This window comes from Arthrobacter antibioticus (genome assembly GCF_030063205.1).
Lineage (GTDB): Bacteria > Actinomycetota > Actinomycetes > Actinomycetales > Micrococcaceae > Specibacter.
In genome coordinates, this window is the sequence record NZ_JASISQ010000001.1 from 835,717 (window position 1) to 852,474 (window position 16,758).

The window sequence follows — 16,758 nt, forward strand, 5'->3', positions numbered from 1 at the left end:
GTTCCGCAGCAGGTTGAGGCCTGAGCCCTGATGCGCCCATGCCACCGGCAAGTTGGGTTGTCACCTCAGATTTTGGATCAGTTCACGGTAAAAAACTACGCCCGCACCCAGCGAGCCGATTCGCACCCGTTCATTGACAGCATGCAAACTGGCCCTGTCAGAGGCATCCATTAAGAGTGGAGAGAAACGGTAGACGGCCGGGGAGATTGTGCACAAGTGCCGTGAGTCCGTGGCACCGGTTTGGATATAAGGCGTCACAACGGCTGCGGGATACGACGCGGCCACTGCACGCGTCAGCAGCGCAAATTGATCGCTCTCAAAGGAAGAAATCGGCGATGGATCATGCCCTGAGAGGACTCTTAGTTCCACGGACGGATCGTCAATGATTGTTCGAACTTGCTCAACCACCGAGTCAACAGACTCCCCCACGGCAATGCGAATATTGGCATTGGCACGAGCCGTGGAAGCCAGCACGTTTGAGGCTTTACTGCCCTCCAGCATTGTGACGGCCACTGTGGTGCGGGTCAGGGCACGCGTTTCATCGCCCACCCAAGAAAATACTTGCGTCAAGGGTGTCTTAAAAATCCACATGTTCTCTGTTATGAGCCGCAAAGCAAAGCTGCTGTGCAACCCGATCCGGCGCATCATTTCCACAATGGGTGCTGGCATGGATGCCGGAAACTGTGTCTCCTCGAGCGCAACAATGGCTTGGGCAAGACGTGCAGTTGCCCCCATACGCGGAGGAGTGGAAGCGTGCCCACCGGCCCCTCGGGTCAGCAGTTCCAAGTCTAAACTTCCCTTTTCAGCCACACCGATAACAGCCGCCGGCGCTTTCAGACCAGGGAAGGCGTCCAGGGCAACAGCCCCTCCTTCATCAAGGACCAGCCACGGTTTCACACCACGGCGGGCGAGTAGATCCGCCGCAGCGCGCGCGCTGTCACCGGTACTCTCCTCATTGTTACCGAAGGATAGGTAGAGATCGTAGGCTGGCGCAAAACCATCATCGATCAATGTCTCAATGGCTCCCATGATGACAACCAGGGCACCCTTGTCATCCAATGCCCCGCGGCCCCAAACCCACCCGTTCTCCTGATGGCCGGAGAACCCCGGGTGCTTCCAATCATCTCGAGTGTCAACGGGAACCACATCATAATGAGCCATCAGCACAGTGGGTTTGGCATCGGCATCGGATTTGGACCCGGCCCATTTGAAAAGAAGCGCGTGCCCATTGACAAACTCCCGGGACAGTACCGTGTGCACACCCGGGTACAGGCGCTCCAACGCTTCTATGAATCCCGTGAATTGATCGAGCTCAATGAGGTCCCGAGCACTGGCAAACACGGTGCGGAAGCCGATCAGCTCACTGAGCTGATCAGCCGCCGGTTGAGCGTATTGCACCCCAGTCTCCGGCGCTTGATCGTATGCGGGTGGAGCAGCTCCAGCACTGTGGGCACGCGCACCAATGACGGCGGCCGTACCGCCAGCACTGACCACCAAGGCCGCTGCCACTGCTCGGGCTGTTCGCGCTGCACTGCCTGTTCTAGCTGCATGGCTAAGAGGCCTGGCTGATCCTTTACGCATAAGACGGATTCTATGCCACGGCCCTGATGATTGGCTTGGTATCAGGACTAAAAAGAAGCACAAGTAAACACAAGATGAACAGTTGTTTCATGGGCGCAGTTTTCGTGGACAAAGTGTTTATCGGCACGTACGCTCTTTTTTGTGAGCACAATGACGTTGGCCCAACGGGCTGCAGAGCAACCCCTCCCGCTTCTGATATTGGACTTTGATGGCACTCTTTGTCTGGGTGACGGCCCAGTATTGGCCTATGCCGCCGCTGTTGCGGATCAGATCCCGGAAAGCGCTAGAAAAAGTCTCCATGAAGCACTGGCCCAATTTCTGGCGCAAGATTCCAATGCTCCGGCCTACAAGGACGGGTATGCGGCGGTGGCGGCACTTTCCGAGGGTCTGTTGGATGAAGCAGCACTGAGTCAGGCCTATACGGAGAGCCGACGCCAGCTCGCTGTGGGAGAAGTGACCATCAGTGCCCCGGATGGGTTAGCCGCCTTTCTGGATCAGTTGGAAGGCGTCGCTTTCCGAATAGTGCTGACAAACGCCCCCTTAACAGGCGTGGCGGAGTCTCTCACCACTCTGGGTCTGGCCCCATCCATAGACCTGATCATTGCTGATGCAAATAAACCCGGTGGATTCACCGAGTTGCTCCCGATCTTCTTGCAGGGCAGGGCACCCTACGAATTACTCAGTGTGGGCGACGTTTGGAGTAACGACATTGAGGTGCCGGCCCGAGCGGGCTGCGCTACCGCTTTCATTGACCGGTTCAACCACCAAAGCGGCGCCGCAACTCTGCGCGCCGCCCGGTTTGAGCTGCTGTATGCGGCAATCACCGACTGGGCGCACAACCCAGCGGTCTTTATTTCCAACCAACCCAGCATCTCCACTCCTTCCTCAGAAAAGGCACCACTGTGAAAAACAACCGTTCTAAAAACGCAGCATGGGCAGCTTTGGCTCTTGCCGGAACCCTTGCAATGTCCTCCTGTGGCGTCAGCCAAGACCAGGCTAGCTCCGCGTCAGGGGCCGCAACGTCAACCTCTGCCTGTACCGGCACCAATGAGAGCTCCGGCCCAGCTCCTTCAAAGCTAACGCTTGCACTTGTCCCTTCCGGAGACGCCAAGAAACTCGTTGACACAGTCAAACCGTTAGAAGAAGCGCTCTCTTCCCGACTAGGGATCCCGGTCACTGGCGTCATCACGGCAGACTACCAAGCAGCAGTCGAAGCCATCGGCGCCAACCAGGCCCAGATAGGTATGCTCCCATCCCTGCAGATGAGCCAGGCTTGCGATAAATACGGCGCCATCCCCGCGTTGCAGACAGTGCGGAAGGAAAAGTCCAGTTACGCCGCCCAGATGTTCACCAACAACCCCGATAAGTACTGCACCGACAAGCCCGCAGAGGGACCCAACGGGATGCTTTATTGCAATGGCACAGCATCAGGGAACGGCCCCGCGGGCCTCGACGCCGTGAAGAAGATCAAGGGTTCAACAGTGGCCATGCTTTCGTCAGCATCGCCCGCAGGATACATTTTCCCCGTCGCTGCAATGAAAACCGCGGACATCGCCCTTGAAGACATCTCTGCCATCAAAGTCACCGCTAATGATGCCTCGGTTCTCGCCGTCTATAAGGGTGACGCCGAGGTTGGTTTCAGCTACTGGGATGCCCGCGAGGTAGTGGCCTCAGACACTCCGGATATTGGCAGTAAAGTGGTCGTTTTTGCCTTGACGGATGAGGTCCCCAACGACGGCATGTCCATCTCCAGCAAGCTCAGCTCAGAGTGGCAGCAGAAGATCAGTGACGCCATGCTGGATTTCGCAGGCACCACAGAAGGCGTCAAAGCGTTGAAGGCTATTTACCAAATCACGGGTATGGCTGTGGCAGACCCGAAGAGCTTGTCCATTACCCAGGAAGCCGCGAAATCCATTGGACTCGGCTAGATCCATTGGACCCGCTTAGCCACAATATCGCCGGCACGTTCTGATCCATTCCAGCACCCTTACAAAGACACAAGAAAGCAGAGCTCATGGAGCACACGGGGGCGGATATCCGCTTTAGCGATGTCTGCGTTAGATATCCCAATGGTTACACCGGTTTGAAGAACATTGACCTGTTCATTCCTTCCGGTGACATGGTGGGTATCGTTGGCCTGTCAGGGGCTGGCAAGTCAACATTGGTGCGCACCATCAACGGGCTTGTTCCCATCACCAGTGGCCACATCACTGTAGGCGATCACCAGCTCAATGGTTCCGGAGAACCCCGGCTCCGTGGCAAGGACTTGCGTGAATTGCGCTCCAATGTGGGCATGGTCTTCCAGAGCTTTAATCTGGCCAAGCGCACTACTGTCATCAACAATGTTCTGATGGGCAGGCTGTACCACTCTCCCGCCTGGCGGACGCTTCTGGGTGCTTGGAAGAACGACGACGTGGAGCTCGCCATGGCTGCTTTGGAGCGGGTCGAAATAGTGCCTAAGGCCTACGAAAAAGCCTCAAGTCTCTCCGGCGGACAACAGCAGCGGGTAGCCATTGCCCGCACTCTCGCCCAGAGGCCAAAGGTGATACTTGCTGATGAACCGGTGGCTTCCCTTGATCCGCCAACGTCCCACGTGGTGATGCGTGATCTGCAGCGCATCAACGCCGAGCTTGGCATCACGGTGGTGGTGAATTTGCACTTCCTGGATTTAGCAAGGCGGTACAGCAACAGGCTAATCGGGCTGCGTTCCGGGGAAGTTGTCTTTGACGGTGCCGGAGCCGACGCCGACGAGTCTGTCTTTGAAAACATCTACGGCCGCTCGCTAACGGCCGAAGATGTTTTGCCCAACAAAGGCCAGTTATGAGCTCAGCCACTACCGTGAAGACCGAACCCGGCCGCCCTACCAAGCCGCGCCATGGCGCAAAGTCAGCTGCCGCCGTCGTTCTTCTGCTGGCTATCACTCTCTGGGCTGGATTTGGGGTCCAGGTTGATGTGGCGGCAATAGTACAGAACTGGCGCAACGCCACCAGCAACGTCATTGCGCTGCTGCAGCCGGATTATGGGTTCTTCCCCAAAACCATTCCTGCCCTGGTGGAAACCCTGCAGATGGCCGTCATTGCTACGGTAGTGGGTTCGGCCATCTCGCTGCCGCTGGCTTTTTTGGCCTCCAGGGCAACCAACCCTAAGCCGTGGCTGCTCGCTGGCGTACGTTTTGTCATGAACATGATCCGCAGCGTGCCAGAAATTCTTTTCGCGGCAATTCTGGTGGCAGTTGTCGGTGTGGGTGCACTCTCAGGCATCATGGCGCTGGTGCTGTTCAATATTGGCATCATTGTGAAGCTGGTCTCGGAGACCCTGGATGGCGAGGACACAGGCGCTCAAGAGGCCGCTTTGGCTGCCGGTGCCAGCTGGCCCAAAGCCAACCGGGCGGCCATGCTTCCCCAGATCCTGCCCAGTTTCATCTCACAGCTTTTATACACTTTCGAGCTAAATATTCGTGCCTCGGCTGTCATTGGGCTGGTGGGAGCCGGGGGTCTGGGTATTTTGATTGACAACGTCCGCAGCTTCTTTAGGTACCACGAGCTGTCCCTGATCATTATGGAGATCCTCATACTGGTTTTAGTGCTGGAGTCGATCTCTTCATGGCTTCGAAAGAAGTTGGTATAACGTGGCCACCGTTATTGACGAGAAACAGCGCACCTCACGCCCCGTGAAACCAACCACAAAGCTGCGCACCACTTTATGGCTGGTAGTGTCCCTGATTGTTGTTGCAGCTTTCTGGTCGGTGAAGATCCAGTGGTCCGCACTGGCCGACTTCCCCGCCCAACTCTTCAAATACATCTCTGCGATGTTGTTGCCGCCCGATTGGAGTAAGTTCTCCGAAGCATTTGGCGCCACGATCTTATCCGTGCAAATGGCCTGGATTGGCACAGTCTTGGGCATCGTCATCTCGTTGCCACTGAGTTTTTTGGCATCGAAATCTCTCGCACCCCAGGTTGTCACAGCACCCCTTCGACTACTCTTCGCCGTGATCCGTGCCGTGCCCGAGGTGGTTATTGCCATTTTGATCCTCTCCGTCACCGGCCTGACACCTTTTACGGGTGCCTTGGCCCTGGCTGTGGGCTCGATCGGCACCTTGGGAAAGTGGGGTTATGAAGCTTTTGAGTCTGTTGACGCCGGCCCTAAGGAAGCCGTTCGTTCTACCGGCGGTGGCACACTGGCTTTGATCCGTTGGGGCGTTTGGCCCTCGGCCGCTCCTGAGGTGTTCTCATTTTGGTTATACCGTTTTGAAATTAATGTGCGGGCATCAGCCATTTTAGGACTCATCGGCGCTGGCGGTATTGGCAAGATGCTTCAGGACAACGTGCAATTCCGCAATTGGGATGCCGTGGGTATGTTGCTCATTGTGGTGGTGGTGCTCACCATGTGCATCGATCAGATCTCCGGCGCTGTGCGCAACAAGCTCATCCACGGTACGTGGCGGGCACCTAAGCTGGCTTCATGACAACGCTGCGCATCCTTCACCTCAGCGACACCCATCTGACCGGTGATGGCACTCTCCACGGCGGCGTCGTGGATACGGTGGCTGCCTACCGCTGGACTCTTGGCGCCTTTAAAAATGCCGGTCCGCTGGACTTGGTGGTCATATCCGGGGACGCGTCCGACGACGGGTCCCCGGCTTCCTACAACACCTTGCGTTCGCTGACCCAAGACTTTGCCCAACGCCACGGGGCTGTGTCTGTTTATGCCATGGGCAACCACGATCAACGCGGCGGGTTCCGTGAAGTTCTTGGATCCGGGCACCCTAACTCCACGCAGAACTATCCTGCCGTGGCCAGTGAAGCGAGCACAGAGGGTGAAGCGAGCACAGAGGGTGAAGCCAGCCCGGCTGGTGAAGTCAGCCCGATTTTTGGCGTCAGCATGGTTTCAGGGTTCCGCATCATTACCCTGGACAGCTCCGTTCCGGGCCGTACTCACGGACATCTGGATAGTGCCCAACTGCAATGGCTACGTTCTGTGTTGGCCACTGATTCCGGGCACGGGACGGTGGTGATAGTCCATCACCCACCAGTAGAGCCTGTCACCCCCCTGCACCGCGGCATCGAGCTCATAAACGCTGATGAGTTGGCGCATGCGCTAGAGGGCTCCGACACCGTGGCCATCTTGAGCGGTCATTACCACCATCACCTCAATGACGTTCTTCAGACGGGGACTAATGACATTGCCGTGGTAGTGAGCTCTGGTGTAGTTAATTCCAATGATGTGCTGGCCACCCCAGGCCACGAGCGGGCAGGTGCAGGAAGCGGTGGAACTCTTCTTAGCATCAGTGCAGGGTCCCCCGGCACATCCACCAGCCGTATCACGGGCGCCCGGGTCAGGTCGCTGCCCCTTCGTTTTCAGCTTCCCCCAGAAGTGAGTCCACCTCTTGTCCATGAACTAAGTCCGGCGCAGGTTTCAAATATCAGCGCCTCCATCGCTGCATCCCCGGCAGAGCTAGCGGCAGCTAAGCTGCCAGTTACCAGAGCGCGAAGAATGCCTCAAGGAAAGAAGAAAATGTGAAAGATCACCCGATGACGGAGTACGCTCCCGGTCAGATTCTGGCTCACATCCGGTCCTCCCGGCCAGCTTTGTTGCCAGCCGAGCAAGCCGTTGCGGCAGTTTTCTTGAGCCACACCCAGAAAATCATCGAACTCTCATCTCAGCAGGTAGCAGAGCTGGCCGGGGCCTCCCGTGCCACCGTAGTGCGGGCCTGTCAAAGCTTGGGCTATTCCGGATATCAGCAGTTGCGCGTCCTTCTGGCACGCGACGCCGGGTACGCCAGTCCAGAGCCACGCGCCAAAGCGGTAGGGGCGCCCGGCATGGTGGCCGACGCTTTTGTGCAGGTGGGCAACGCCGTGACATCCATGGCTGCTCTCTTGGACCCGGATGCGGTAACGGGTGCTGTGCAGGCCATGGCAGGCGCTGGACGCATGCTTGTTGTCGGCAATGGTCTCTCCGCACCACTAGCGGCGGACATGGCCGCGAGGCTGAGCGCCATCGGCCGGCCAGCAGAGTCTTCTCTGGACGTCATTGGTCAACAGATCGCTGCACGGCTCCTGACCCCGGAAGACGTCTTACTCATCATTAGCGGTAGTGGCGCCAATAGTTCCACCTTGCGTGTAGCCAAAGCTGCCCTTGACGCCCATGCCACACTGGTGGTCATCACAGCCTTTGCGCGCTCACCCCTGTCAGCAATAGCTGACTTCTCACTGGTCGTGGGAATGGGAGATCTCAGCTTCCGCGAAGAGGTAACGGTCACCAGCAGAATTCCCCAGACTATCCTCATGGAGGGTCTGATTGCAGCACTCACGGAAGAATTGGGTGAGAAGGCTGCGGCGGCCAAGGCCCTGGCGTTGGAGGTTATCAGTGAGAACTTGGATGAATAATCCCCACCCCCTCAGAGGTAGGTTTTCCTGATTGGTCCTGCCCCGTATCGTCATTGGACGCTTGCCTCTACACTTTTTGTCAGCTCATGGGAAAACCAAAACAGGGCAGCCCGCCCAGGCGGGGGCCTTGGGGCAACGGTGGGCGAAGACCAGTTCAATGGTGGGCCCAGGAGATGCAATCGTGCTGAGCCCCGACGTCGGTCATATTGATCCGGAAGCCGAGCCTGCCATCGTCATAGTTCACTCTGCGCAACCTCACGTTGGAGAATGCCCGCGAGGTTGTTTTAGGCTTCATGATCGGCAATGACGTCTTGGCCCACATAAAAAGCTAACGGATTGTGGATTAGTTCCAAAAGGGTATTGACGGTGCCAAAAGTCAGCACGGCTATCTAAAGGCTGTTGCCTCACTTGGGGCGTGAGCCTCATTGTATGATTCCGCGCCACGGCGCTCATTGGGTTTTTTGAATTTCAGCTGGCAGGATTGGTTACCTATGGCAACAGCAACACCCTCACAACCAGTCACCGCAGATGCCAGCGCAACGGGTCGCGGCTACTTTGCCTTGCCCGCAGCATGGGTGTCTCGCAACCCAAAACTGGCCTCTCAATTGCGCGGTTTCGCGGTAGTGGCCATCATTTGCACCGTTATTTCCATGGCGATTTTTGCTGGTTTACGCCCCCTATATGGCACGCAGTGGGCCAACGCTATCTCTTTGGTGCTTTGTTCGGTGCTGAACACTGAGCTGAACCGCAGAATTAGTTTTGGCATCCGCGACCGCCACCTGTGGTGGCGTGACCAGCGACGCGGGCTATGGGTCATGCTCCTGGCTTTGAGCATGACCGGTGGAAGCTTGTGGGTACTGCACCATGCCGCACCCGAGGCCTCAATAGTGACCGAACTTGCTGTTATTGTGCTTGGTAATGTTGCCTCAGCCATCACCCGATTCGTCCTGCTGCGGTACTGGATCTTCCGCAGAGTCAGGCACGCGGGCGCGGCGCACCCCAAGGATGCACCTGTTCCCGCTCATTCCTAGCGGCACTGGTCTTTAGCGGCCAAGCCGCAGCATCCTTCCCACAGCTTCAACCAACTCCTGGCCGGCAGTGGAGAGCTGGTCTTGGGTCACGTCAACAGCAAAACTAAACCGTAGTGCAGTTTGCGCCACGGCTCGCTCTACCCCCATGGCGCAAAGGACAGGAGAGGGCTCATCGGATCCGGCCGCACAGGCTGATCCTGACGAGCAAATAATGTTGCGGCGTTCAAGTTCCAGAAGCACTGATTCACCGCTGGTGCCGGGGAAACAAAACGAGGCCACATTGGGCAACCGTCGCATCCTGTGCCCAGTCAGAACAGCCGCAGGAAGGCTTGCTAAAACAAAGTCAATAAACCCGTCCCGCAACCCGCTGACACGGCTCAGTGCAGCGCCTCTGCCTGCTTCCGATAGCTCCAACGCCGTAGCCAGGGCCACGGCAAAAGCCACATTTTCCGTACCGGAACGTGCCCCGTGTTCCTGGCCTCCCCCGTGGATCAACGGTTCATAACGTGTTCCTGCGCGTACATAGAGCAGCCCTACTCCCTTGGGCGCTCCCATCTTGTGACCGGAAATGCTCAGTGCGCTGACACCTAGCTCTTGCACATTCAGTGATAGCCACCCGGCCCCCTGCACGGCGTCGGTGTGCAGGGGCACCCCGCTGGCCGCAGCGATACGAGCCAGCACGTCAATGTCCTGGACGGTGCCCACCTCATTGTTGGCGTACATGATGGAGGCCACTGCAACGTTGCTTGTGCTCTCCAGCATCTGCTCAAACACGTCAGGATCAACCAACCCGTTGCTATCCACCGGAACCACATCCACCTTGAAGTCATGAACCCGATGTAAATAGTTCGCGGATTCCACCACAGCGGGATGCTCCATGGCACTGATCAAGATGCGGTTAAGCGAGGGATCAGCGCTCCTGCGCGCCAGTGCAATGCCTTTCAACGCAAGATTATCTGCTTCGGTGCCGCCGGAGGTAAACACGAGCTCCTCGGCACGGGCGCCCAACACAACGGCACACCGTTGCCGGGCATCAGCCAGGGCAGCCGCTGCCTGCTCACCAAGTCCATGATGGCTGGAGGGGTTGCCAAACTGGTTGGTGAGCAAAGGAAACATGGCCTCGATCACTTCCCGTCTGACAGGGGTGGTTGCGGCCGCATCGAGAAAAATCACAACGAATGGCTCACTTCCATGTCCAACCCCAGATCAAGCGCCCGCACACTGTGAGTTAGTGCCCCCACCGAGATAATATCCACACCTGTTTGTGCAATCCCCGCAATGGTGGATAAATTCACGTTGCCGCTGGCTTCAACCAGCGCACGCCCATTGACTAATGCAACGCCTTCTACCAACTCCGCGTTCGTGAAATTGTCCAGCATGATGGTGTCAATTCCGGCAGCCAGAACGGCTTCCACCTGCTCCAGGCTGTCTACTTCCACCTCAAAATGGACCGTATGGGGCAACCGGCTCCGCACGCCTGCGAGCGCAGCGCTTAACTTGGTCCGGTCTCCCCCGGTGAGTACGGCCAAGTGGTTGTCTTTGGCCAGCACAGCATCAGAAAGCGAGAACCGGTGGTTGTGCCCGCCGCCGCAACGCACCGCGTACCGCTCCAGAATGCGCAGTCCCGGAGTAGTTTTACGAGTGTCGGTGACACGAGCGTTTGTGCCTACCAACAGCGCCGCGTACTCGGCGGTTTGGGTAGCGATGGCGCTCATACGCTGTGTGAGGTTCAAGGCGATTCTCTCAGCCGTCAGCACTCCGCGGGCCAATCCGCTGACTGACATGATTCGATCCCCGGCCCCAAAGGTGCTGCCATCAGCAATAAGTTGCACCACGTGCGCTTCCGGGTCCTGCATCTTCATGGCCGCGGTGAATACGGCCCCACCGGAGAAGATGCCCGGCTCCCTCGCCACCAACCAGGCACTTGCCCTGGCAGTGGCGGGCAGCAAGGTTGCCGAGGTGATGTCCCCGTACGGGGCGTCCTCGGCGAAGGCCCTGTGTAGGATCTCCTGCACAGCGCTCGCTGGTAATTCCGGCAGTGCTGGTAATTCCGGCAGTGCTGGCAGAGCCGGCTGGGGCGGGGCAGTTTTCTGCAGGACAGGTTCGACGGCGTTCATACTCTTTCGCTTTCACGCTGGGTTGGGGCGGTGGAAAAATCAGCTGCTGGTAGCTGCGACGGGTCTGGGTGCCGCCAGAAATGAGAGTTCCGGGTTCCGGCTGCGGCAGGGCTTTGTGGGAAATCGTGACGGAAATGCGCCCCCACAGAGTTTTCTCGGGCGAGTGCTGCGTAAACAAGGAGCGTGGCTATGAGGTGGAGGTTTTGATCCTCGGCCGCCTCCCGCCCCTGCCCCTGGCAGGCAGTACCGAAACTACTGGAGCTCGCGGCCAGAATCGCTGCTGCCTGAGCGAGTCCCGCAGCGTCCCGAACCACCCCTGCCTGGGCACCCATGATGTGGCGTAAATCCGTGCGTGAGAGCCCCGGGCTGGCAGAATCAGGGGCAAGGGGCCCGGGGGCACCTTGCATAGGACGTGCATCAACGTCCAGCACCGGCCAGCGATGTACATCCCTGGTAAGCCTGGTGATTTTGGTGGACATTGAAGCCGTAAAGGCGGCAACTGCCCGGCGGCTAAAGACCAGCCCTTCCAGTAAAGAGTTGGAGGCAAGGCGGTTCGCTCCGTGGACCCCTGTGCAGGCGGCCTCCCCGGCTGCGTAGAGTCCGGGCACTGAGGTTCGCCCGTGCAGATCGGTGGCTACTCCCCCCATCCAATAATGTGCCGCCGGTGCCACTGGCAACCATTCCTGCCGCCAGTCAAGACCGAGTGCGGTGGTCGCGGCAGCAATGGTGGGGAACCGCCGCGCCAAGTAACCTTGCCCATGAGCTTCTTCAACGCCTGTTGCATCCAGATACACGGAAGGCACCGCCTCGGTGCTGCCCCTAAGGTGCTCGGTAATGCTGCGGGAGACAACATCCCGAGGGGCAAGATCACCTTCTGGATGATAGCGCTTCATGAACTGCTCGCCGTGGGCATCGCGTAGCACGGCCCCGGCACCGCGCACGGCCTCGGATATGAGAAAGTTCCCGCCAATAGCTAAGGCAGTGGGATGGAACTGAAAATACTCCAGATCCCCCACCACGGCACCGGAACGCCATGCTAGTGCCAGCGCATCTCCTGTGGCGCTGAGCGGATTGGTGGTCACGTCAAAGAGCTGCCCGGCCCCACCTGCAGCCAGTAACACAGCATCAGCAACCAACACCCGCCGCTCATCCACCGCATCATCATCTGGGGCAAGGTAAGCAACCCCGGCTATGACGGCGCGGGGCGAGGTCCCGGCGTCGTCCGCTTCAGGGTTACGCTCTGGGGCAAGATGACCCGCGGCGCTAGCAGAAGCCGGGATCTGCGTGAGTAACTCGGTGACCAGACAATGCTCCATCAGGGTGATAAGACCCAGCGCGGCGGCATCAAGCACGGCACTGATCAGCCCTTCGGCAATGGCCGCTCCCGTAGCGTCCCCACCGGCGTGCAGAATCCGCGCCGCAGAATGGGCACCTTCTAATCCAAGCGCCCGGCTTCCCGTGGCCGCGTCCCGGTCAAAAATCACGCCGAATCGCTCTAGGGACGCAATGTCACCGGCGGCCTCGCTGCACAGAACTGTGACGGCGTCTGGGTTGCACTGCCCCGCCCCTGCTTTGAGCGTGTCAGCAATATGCGCCTCCACAGAGTCCCCGGGAGCGCACTGACCAGGGTCCAGTACCGCACAGATCCCGCCCTGAGCGAAGTGCGTGTTGCTTTGCCCCAGCGTGCCTTTGGTCATCAAGCTCACGCGCATGCCTGATTCGGCAGCAAGCAACGCGCCGTAGAGTCCGGCGATACCGCTGCCAATAACAATCAGGTGCGAATTACTCATGTGCGTGCGGCTGTGCGGGCGGCGATCAGAGGCTTGGGCTTAGCGGCGAGCATCCGTTCAAGAGCAATGCGCGCGTTAACCGCAGTAGCCTCCGGGACAGTGATTTGGTTATACACCTCTCCGGCCACGAGCCCCTCAAGAATCCAGGCCAGGTAGCCGGGGTGAATCCTGTACATGGTGGAGCACGGGCAGATGACCGGGTCTAAGCAGAAGATCGTATGCTGCGGGTACTGTGCCGCCAAGCGGTTAACCATATTGATCTCAGTACCAATGGCGAAGGTGCTGCCATCCGGGGCAGCCTGGATGGCCTTGAGAATGTAATCCGTGGAGCCCGCCTCATCGGAGGCATCCACCACTTCCATGGGACATTCCGGGTGCACAATCACGCGCACTCCCGGGAAGTCCACCCGGGCTTGCTCAATCTGGGCTACCGTGAAGCGCTTGTGAACCGAACAAAATCCCTGCCACAGCACCACCTTGGCATCACGCATGACATGTTCGCTGTTACCGCCCAAGGGCATCCGTGGATTCCACAACGGCATTGCTTCCAAGGCAATACCCATAGCCTTGGCAGTATTGCGGCCCAAGTGCTGGTCAGGGAAGAACAGCACCCGTTGGCCGCGCTCATACGCCCATTCAAGCACTGTCGAGGCATTGGATGAGGTGCAGACGATCCCGCCGTGCTCGCCGCAAAAGGCCTTGAGCGCGGCGGAAGAGTTCATGTAGGTGACAGGAATAACCGGTACCCGGCCCTCGGCGTCGGGCTCGGTGCCGTACAGTTCTTCAAGTTCAGCCCAGCACGCCTCCACAGAGGGCAGATCGGCCATATCCGCCATGGAACAACCGGCTGCCAGGTTGGGCAGGATCACGGACTGGTGGGCTCCGGAGAGCATGTCCGCCGTCTCCGCCATGAAGTGCACACCGCAAAAAACAATGGCCTCTGCCTTGTCCCGATTCTTGGCCGCATTTGCCAGTTGGAAGGAATCCCCCACAAAATCAGCAAACTTAACCACTTCATCGCGCTGATAAAAGTGTCCCAGCACCACCACCCGCTCCCCCAGTTCAGCCTTCGCGGAGAGTATGCGTGACTCAAGATTGGCCTCAGAGGCGTCCTTGTACTCCTGTGGCAGCTGGCCCTGGCGGGGTGTGGCTGTTGGAGCAACATCTTCTTGCGAGGCACCGGGGCCATAGCCCGGAGTGCCGGCGAGCGCTTCGGCGAGGTCAAATTCCCAAGGTCCCTTGGCAAGTTCGTCGTTGCAACTCTCCTGTGCGCGGCCAGGAGCGCCAACAAGCTTCGATTGAGCCTGCGCTTGCTCGCGGGTGATCAGCGAAATGGTGGTGTTCACAGATGACATGGTGTGCTCCAAGGTGTGAGGCAGTTTGGTTAGCGGCTATGCGAAGAGGTGCAATTCATGGGCGGCTGGATCTATATTCGGTGGGGTTTAGAGCCGCAACGGGGGGTTCCCGGAATGTTCGGCGGTGGGGTCACCGGAATAGCGATACAGGCGGGGCGGACGGTGTTTGCCGCCTTGACGGAATTCGTCAGTGGGCTCAATGTGGGCGGTTTGTTTAAGTTGACGGCGAAAATTGGCGGGATCCACTGAGCGGTTCAAGACCGCCTCATACACCTCACGCACCTGGGCTAGCGTAAATTTCTCGCCAAGCAGGTGGTGAGCAATGGAGCCGTAAGCAATTTTGTTGCGTAGCCGCCAGAGCGCGTAATCAACAATCTCATTGTGATCAAATGCCAATTTCGCCAGCCCGTCCGCGCGGAACCACTGGACGTTCGCAGACTCCTGCGCCAATTCAGCCTCACTTGATTTCACCAGAGCCCAGTACACAATCGAGACCACCCGCTGACTGGGCGAGCGGTGTAGGCCGCCAAAGGCGTATAACTGTTCAAGATAGCTGGGGGCCAGCCCCGTGGTGTCCTGCAAGTTACGGGCTGCGGCGTCCATGAGGGAATCCATCTGAGTCAGCGGTCCTCCCGGCAAGGCCCACATATCTTCAAACGGTTCACGGATACGGCGCACCAGCGGCAACCACAGGGTGGGGCGGCCACTATTTTCGCTGGGTCGCAGGGCGAAGATGACTGTGGAGATGGCTAGTGCTGGCGGCTGAGCCATGCGCTCGCTGATGTTGGCCGCGCTAACAAACTGCGTGCTGTCCATGTTCTCCACCCACTTCCGTCTCTACCCAAACTTAGTTAAAGTCACTTTGACTACAACTGATTCTACGACCTTGTGGCAGCGGGAAACAAATTATTGCTTCACACCTGCCCGCGAGCCGGGCCTGGGGCCGGACCACCGGCAGATTTGGTTGTGCATTTCCATGGGGGATAATTCTTGACGGGGATTTGTTTTCCCCGCTCCACGGTCCCGTGCAAGGCGCGCACCACTGAAGAAGGCCTTTTCTTTCATGTTCCCCCAGCCTGACGTTGCTCTTGCCGCGCCCACCAAGACCGGTCTGGGCAACTCGCTCAAGCAACGCCAGCTGACAATGATGGGCCTTGGCAGTGCCATTGGTGCAGGGCTTTTTCTTGGCTCGGGTGAAGGAATCAGGATGGCGGGGCCCGCCGTTTTGGTCTCCTACCTAGTGGCCGGGACGTTGATCATTGTGGTCATGTGGGCCTTGGGCGAGATGGCGGCGGCAAACCCCAACTCTGGTGCTTTCTCGGTCTACGCAGAAAAAGCTATGGGCAAGAATGCTGGCGCCACTATTGGTTGGTTGTGGTGGCTGCAGCTAGTGGTGGTGATCGCGGCCGAGGCACTGGGTGCCGCACAGCTCCTTGTCACTATTTGGCCGGTGCTACCTTCGTGGCTGCTGACGTTGATCTTTATGGTGATTTTCACAGTCATCAATCTGACCTCGGTGAAAAATTATGGGGAATTTGAGTTCTGGTTTGCGCTCATGAAGGTCGCTGCCATTGTGCTCTTCTTGGCCTTTGGTGCAGCATTGCTCCTCGGCTGGATTCCAGGTGCTACCTCACCGGGGTTCGGGAACTTTAGCGCTCACGGTGGGTTTGCTCCGGCCGGCATGGCCGGGATTACTTCGGCATTATTTGTTGTAATTTTTGCTTTTGGAGGCACCGAAATTGTGGCTGTGGCTGCTGCGGAAACATTCACTCCTGCACGCAGTGTGGCAGTAGCGGTGCGTACTGTGGTGTGGCGCATCCTCGTTTTCTATGTAGGCTCTATCTTCGTCATTGCGGCCATCCTGCCGTGGACCTCAACGGCACTGAGTTCTCCTTTTGCTGGCGTTTTGAACATGGCCGGGTTGCCTTGGGCGGGGACAGCCATCACTTTGGTGGCAGTTGCGGCCCTACTCTCAGCCCTGAATGCCAACTTGTACGGCGCCTCGCGCATGGTCCACTCACTGGCCCACCGTGGCGAGGCCCCAGAGTTTTTGGCCCGCACCAACAAGCGTTTTGTCCCGGTTCCCGCCGTCGCGGTGTCGGTGAGCTTTGGCTTTGTTACAGTGCTCTTGGATTTTTTATATCCCGGGGTTGTCCTCACGGCATTGCTGAACTTGGTTGGCTCCACGTGCTTGATCGTCTGGGGTTCAGCGCTGGTCTCGCAGTTCATCCTGCGTCGCCGGGCTGAGCGAGACGGAACCGTCCTTCCTCTGCGAATGCGCGGCTTCCCGGGACTAACGTTGGCTGGCTTGGCACTTCTTGGCATTATTTTTCTCATCGGCTTCACCGCTCCGGCGAGTCGCAATCAGCTATTGAGTACGTTTGCCTTGGTTGCTGTCATCGCAATTTTGAGCAAGCTGGGTCGCTGGTATGGCCAGAATCATCTCCAGGGCCGCAACTAATCGCAGAACCGGTTCCACTGACTCGCCACTGAAGCGC

At 58.3% G+C, this 16,758-nt stretch carries 15 protein-coding genes; 9 read left to right on the forward strand and 6 right to left on the reverse strand.

What is annotated here, in order from left to right; all coding sequences use genetic code 11:
• Nucleotides 1–60: 60 nt before the first annotated feature.
• On the reverse strand, nucleotides 61–1,581 hold the full coding sequence (locus QMG40_RS03840) for a M20/M25/M40 family metallo-hydrolase (protein ID WP_283528064.1): 1,521 nt from the start codon (nucleotides 1,579–1,581) through the stop codon (nucleotides 61–63).
• A 141-nt stretch (nucleotides 1,582–1,722) separates the two neighbouring features.
• Between QMG40_RS03840 and QMG40_RS03845 the strand changes: the two genes are divergently transcribed.
• The 8 genes from QMG40_RS03845 (at nucleotide 1,723) to QMG40_RS03880 (ending at nucleotide 8,998) form a co-directional block, all read left to right on the forward strand.
• Nucleotides 1,723–2,487: an HAD family hydrolase gene (locus tag QMG40_RS03845; RefSeq protein WP_283528066.1), complete on the forward strand. Its 765-nt coding sequence runs from the start codon at nucleotides 1,723–1,725 to the stop codon at nucleotides 2,485–2,487.
• On the forward strand, nucleotides 2,484–3,509 hold the full coding sequence (locus QMG40_RS03850) for a phosphate/phosphite/phosphonate ABC transporter substrate-binding protein (protein WP_283528068.1): 1,026 nt from the start codon (nucleotides 2,484–2,486) through the stop codon (nucleotides 3,507–3,509). The genes QMG40_RS03845 and QMG40_RS03850 overlap by 4 nt, the downstream gene beginning before the upstream one ends.
• Before the next feature lie 86 nt (nucleotides 3,510–3,595).
• Nucleotides 3,596–4,405, forward strand: a complete 810-nt coding sequence (gene phnC / locus QMG40_RS03855) for a phosphonate ABC transporter ATP-binding protein (protein WP_283528071.1) — start codon at nucleotides 3,596–3,598, stop codon at nucleotides 4,403–4,405.
• Nucleotides 4,402–5,208: a phosphonate ABC transporter, permease protein PhnE gene (gene phnE, locus QMG40_RS03860; RefSeq protein WP_283528073.1), complete on the forward strand. Its 807-nt coding sequence runs from the start codon at nucleotides 4,402–4,404 to the stop codon at nucleotides 5,206–5,208. The genes phnC and phnE (QMG40_RS03860) overlap by 4 nt, the downstream gene beginning before the upstream one ends.
• Nucleotide 5,209: 1 nt before the next feature.
• Nucleotides 5,210–6,046 (forward strand): phosphonate ABC transporter, permease protein PhnE, encoded by an 837-nt coding sequence (phnE, locus tag QMG40_RS03865; protein WP_459252945.1) that lies wholly within the window; start codon nucleotides 5,210–5,212, stop codon nucleotides 6,044–6,046.
• Nucleotides 6,043–7,101, forward strand: coding sequence for a metallophosphoesterase (locus QMG40_RS03870; RefSeq protein ID WP_283528075.1), 1,059 nt, complete (start codon nucleotides 6,043–6,045; stop codon nucleotides 7,099–7,101). Before phnE (QMG40_RS03865) ends, QMG40_RS03870 begins: the two co-directional genes overlap by 4 nt.
• Before the next feature lie 11 nt (nucleotides 7,102–7,112).
• On the forward strand, nucleotides 7,113–7,967 hold the full coding sequence (locus QMG40_RS03875; RefSeq protein ID WP_283528077.1) for a MurR/RpiR family transcriptional regulator: 855 nt from the start codon (nucleotides 7,113–7,115) through the stop codon (nucleotides 7,965–7,967).
• A gap of 491 nt (nucleotides 7,968–8,458) precedes the next feature.
• Nucleotides 8,459–8,998, forward strand: a complete 540-nt coding sequence (locus QMG40_RS03880; RefSeq protein ID WP_283528080.1) for a GtrA family protein — start codon at nucleotides 8,459–8,461, stop codon at nucleotides 8,996–8,998.
• Nucleotides 8,999–9,010: 12 nt separating this feature from the next.
• Here the strand turns inward: QMG40_RS03880 and QMG40_RS03885 are convergent, their stop codons facing one another.
• From QMG40_RS03885 to QMG40_RS03905, 5 genes are all read right to left on the reverse strand, one after another.
• Complete coding sequence (locus tag QMG40_RS03885) at nucleotides 9,011–10,171, reverse strand: cysteine desulfurase family protein (protein WP_283528082.1); 1,161 nt, start codon at nucleotides 10,169–10,171, stop codon at nucleotides 9,011–9,013.
• Nucleotides 10,168–11,115 (reverse strand): carboxylating nicotinate-nucleotide diphosphorylase, encoded by a 948-nt coding sequence (gene nadC / locus QMG40_RS03890; protein ID WP_283528084.1) that lies wholly within the window; start codon nucleotides 11,113–11,115, stop codon nucleotides 10,168–10,170. The genes QMG40_RS03885 and nadC overlap by 4 nt, the downstream gene beginning before the upstream one ends.
• Nucleotides 11,112–12,905, reverse strand: a complete 1,794-nt coding sequence (nadB, locus tag QMG40_RS03895) for an L-aspartate oxidase (RefSeq protein WP_283528086.1) — start codon at nucleotides 12,903–12,905, stop codon at nucleotides 11,112–11,114. Before nadB ends, nadC begins: the two co-directional genes overlap by 4 nt.
• Complete coding sequence (gene nadA, locus QMG40_RS03900; RefSeq protein ID WP_283528088.1) at nucleotides 12,902–14,260, reverse strand: quinolinate synthase NadA; 1,359 nt, start codon at nucleotides 14,258–14,260, stop codon at nucleotides 12,902–12,904. Before nadA ends, nadB begins: the two co-directional genes overlap by 4 nt.
• A gap of 87 nt (nucleotides 14,261–14,347) precedes the next feature.
• Complete coding sequence (locus QMG40_RS03905; protein WP_283528090.1) at nucleotides 14,348–15,076, reverse strand: NUDIX hydrolase; 729 nt, start codon at nucleotides 15,074–15,076, stop codon at nucleotides 14,348–14,350.
• Between the two features lie 247 nt (nucleotides 15,077–15,323).
• Between QMG40_RS03905 and QMG40_RS03910 the strand changes: the two genes are divergently transcribed.
• Nucleotides 15,324–16,721, forward strand: coding sequence for an amino acid permease (locus QMG40_RS03910; protein ID WP_283528092.1), 1,398 nt, complete (start codon nucleotides 15,324–15,326; stop codon nucleotides 16,719–16,721).
• The last annotated feature ends 37 nt before the right edge of the window (nucleotides 16,722–16,758 follow it).

Bases quoted from the DNA above. Each gene is read 5' to 3' on its own strand.
- nadC (WP_283528084.1), bottom strand. From the start codon at position 11,115: ATGAACGCCGTCGAACCTGTCCTGCAGAAAACTGCCCCGCCCCAGCCG.
- nadA (WP_283528088.1), bottom strand. From the start codon at position 14,260: ATGTCATCTGTGAACACCACCATTTCGCTGATCACCCGCGAGCAAGCG.
- QMG40_RS03905 (WP_283528090.1), bottom strand. From the start codon at position 15,076: ATGGACAGCACGCAGTTTGTTAGCGCGGCCAACATCAGCGAGCGCATG.
- phnE (WP_283528073.1), top strand. From the start codon at position 4,402: ATGAGCTCAGCCACTACCGTGAAGACCGAACCCGGCCGCCCTACCAAG.
- phnC (WP_283528071.1), top strand. From the start codon at position 3,596: ATGGAGCACACGGGGGCGGATATCCGCTTTAGCGATGTCTGCGTTAGA.
- nadB (WP_283528086.1), bottom strand. From the start codon at position 12,905: ATGAGTAATTCGCACCTGATTGTTATTGGCAGCGGTATCGCCGGACTC.
- QMG40_RS03875 (WP_283528077.1), top strand. From the start codon at position 7,113: ATGACGGAGTACGCTCCCGGTCAGATTCTGGCTCACATCCGGTCCTCC.
- QMG40_RS03880 (WP_283528080.1), top strand. From the start codon at position 8,459: ATGGCAACAGCAACACCCTCACAACCAGTCACCGCAGATGCCAGCGCA.
- QMG40_RS03840 (WP_283528064.1), bottom strand. From the start codon at position 1,581: ATGCGTAAAGGATCAGCCAGGCCTCTTAGCCATGCAGCTAGAACAGGC.
- QMG40_RS03870 (WP_283528075.1), top strand. From the start codon at position 6,043: ATGACAACGCTGCGCATCCTTCACCTCAGCGACACCCATCTGACCGGT.
- QMG40_RS03910 (WP_283528092.1), top strand. From the start codon at position 15,324: ATGTTCCCCCAGCCTGACGTTGCTCTTGCCGCGCCCACCAAGACCGGT.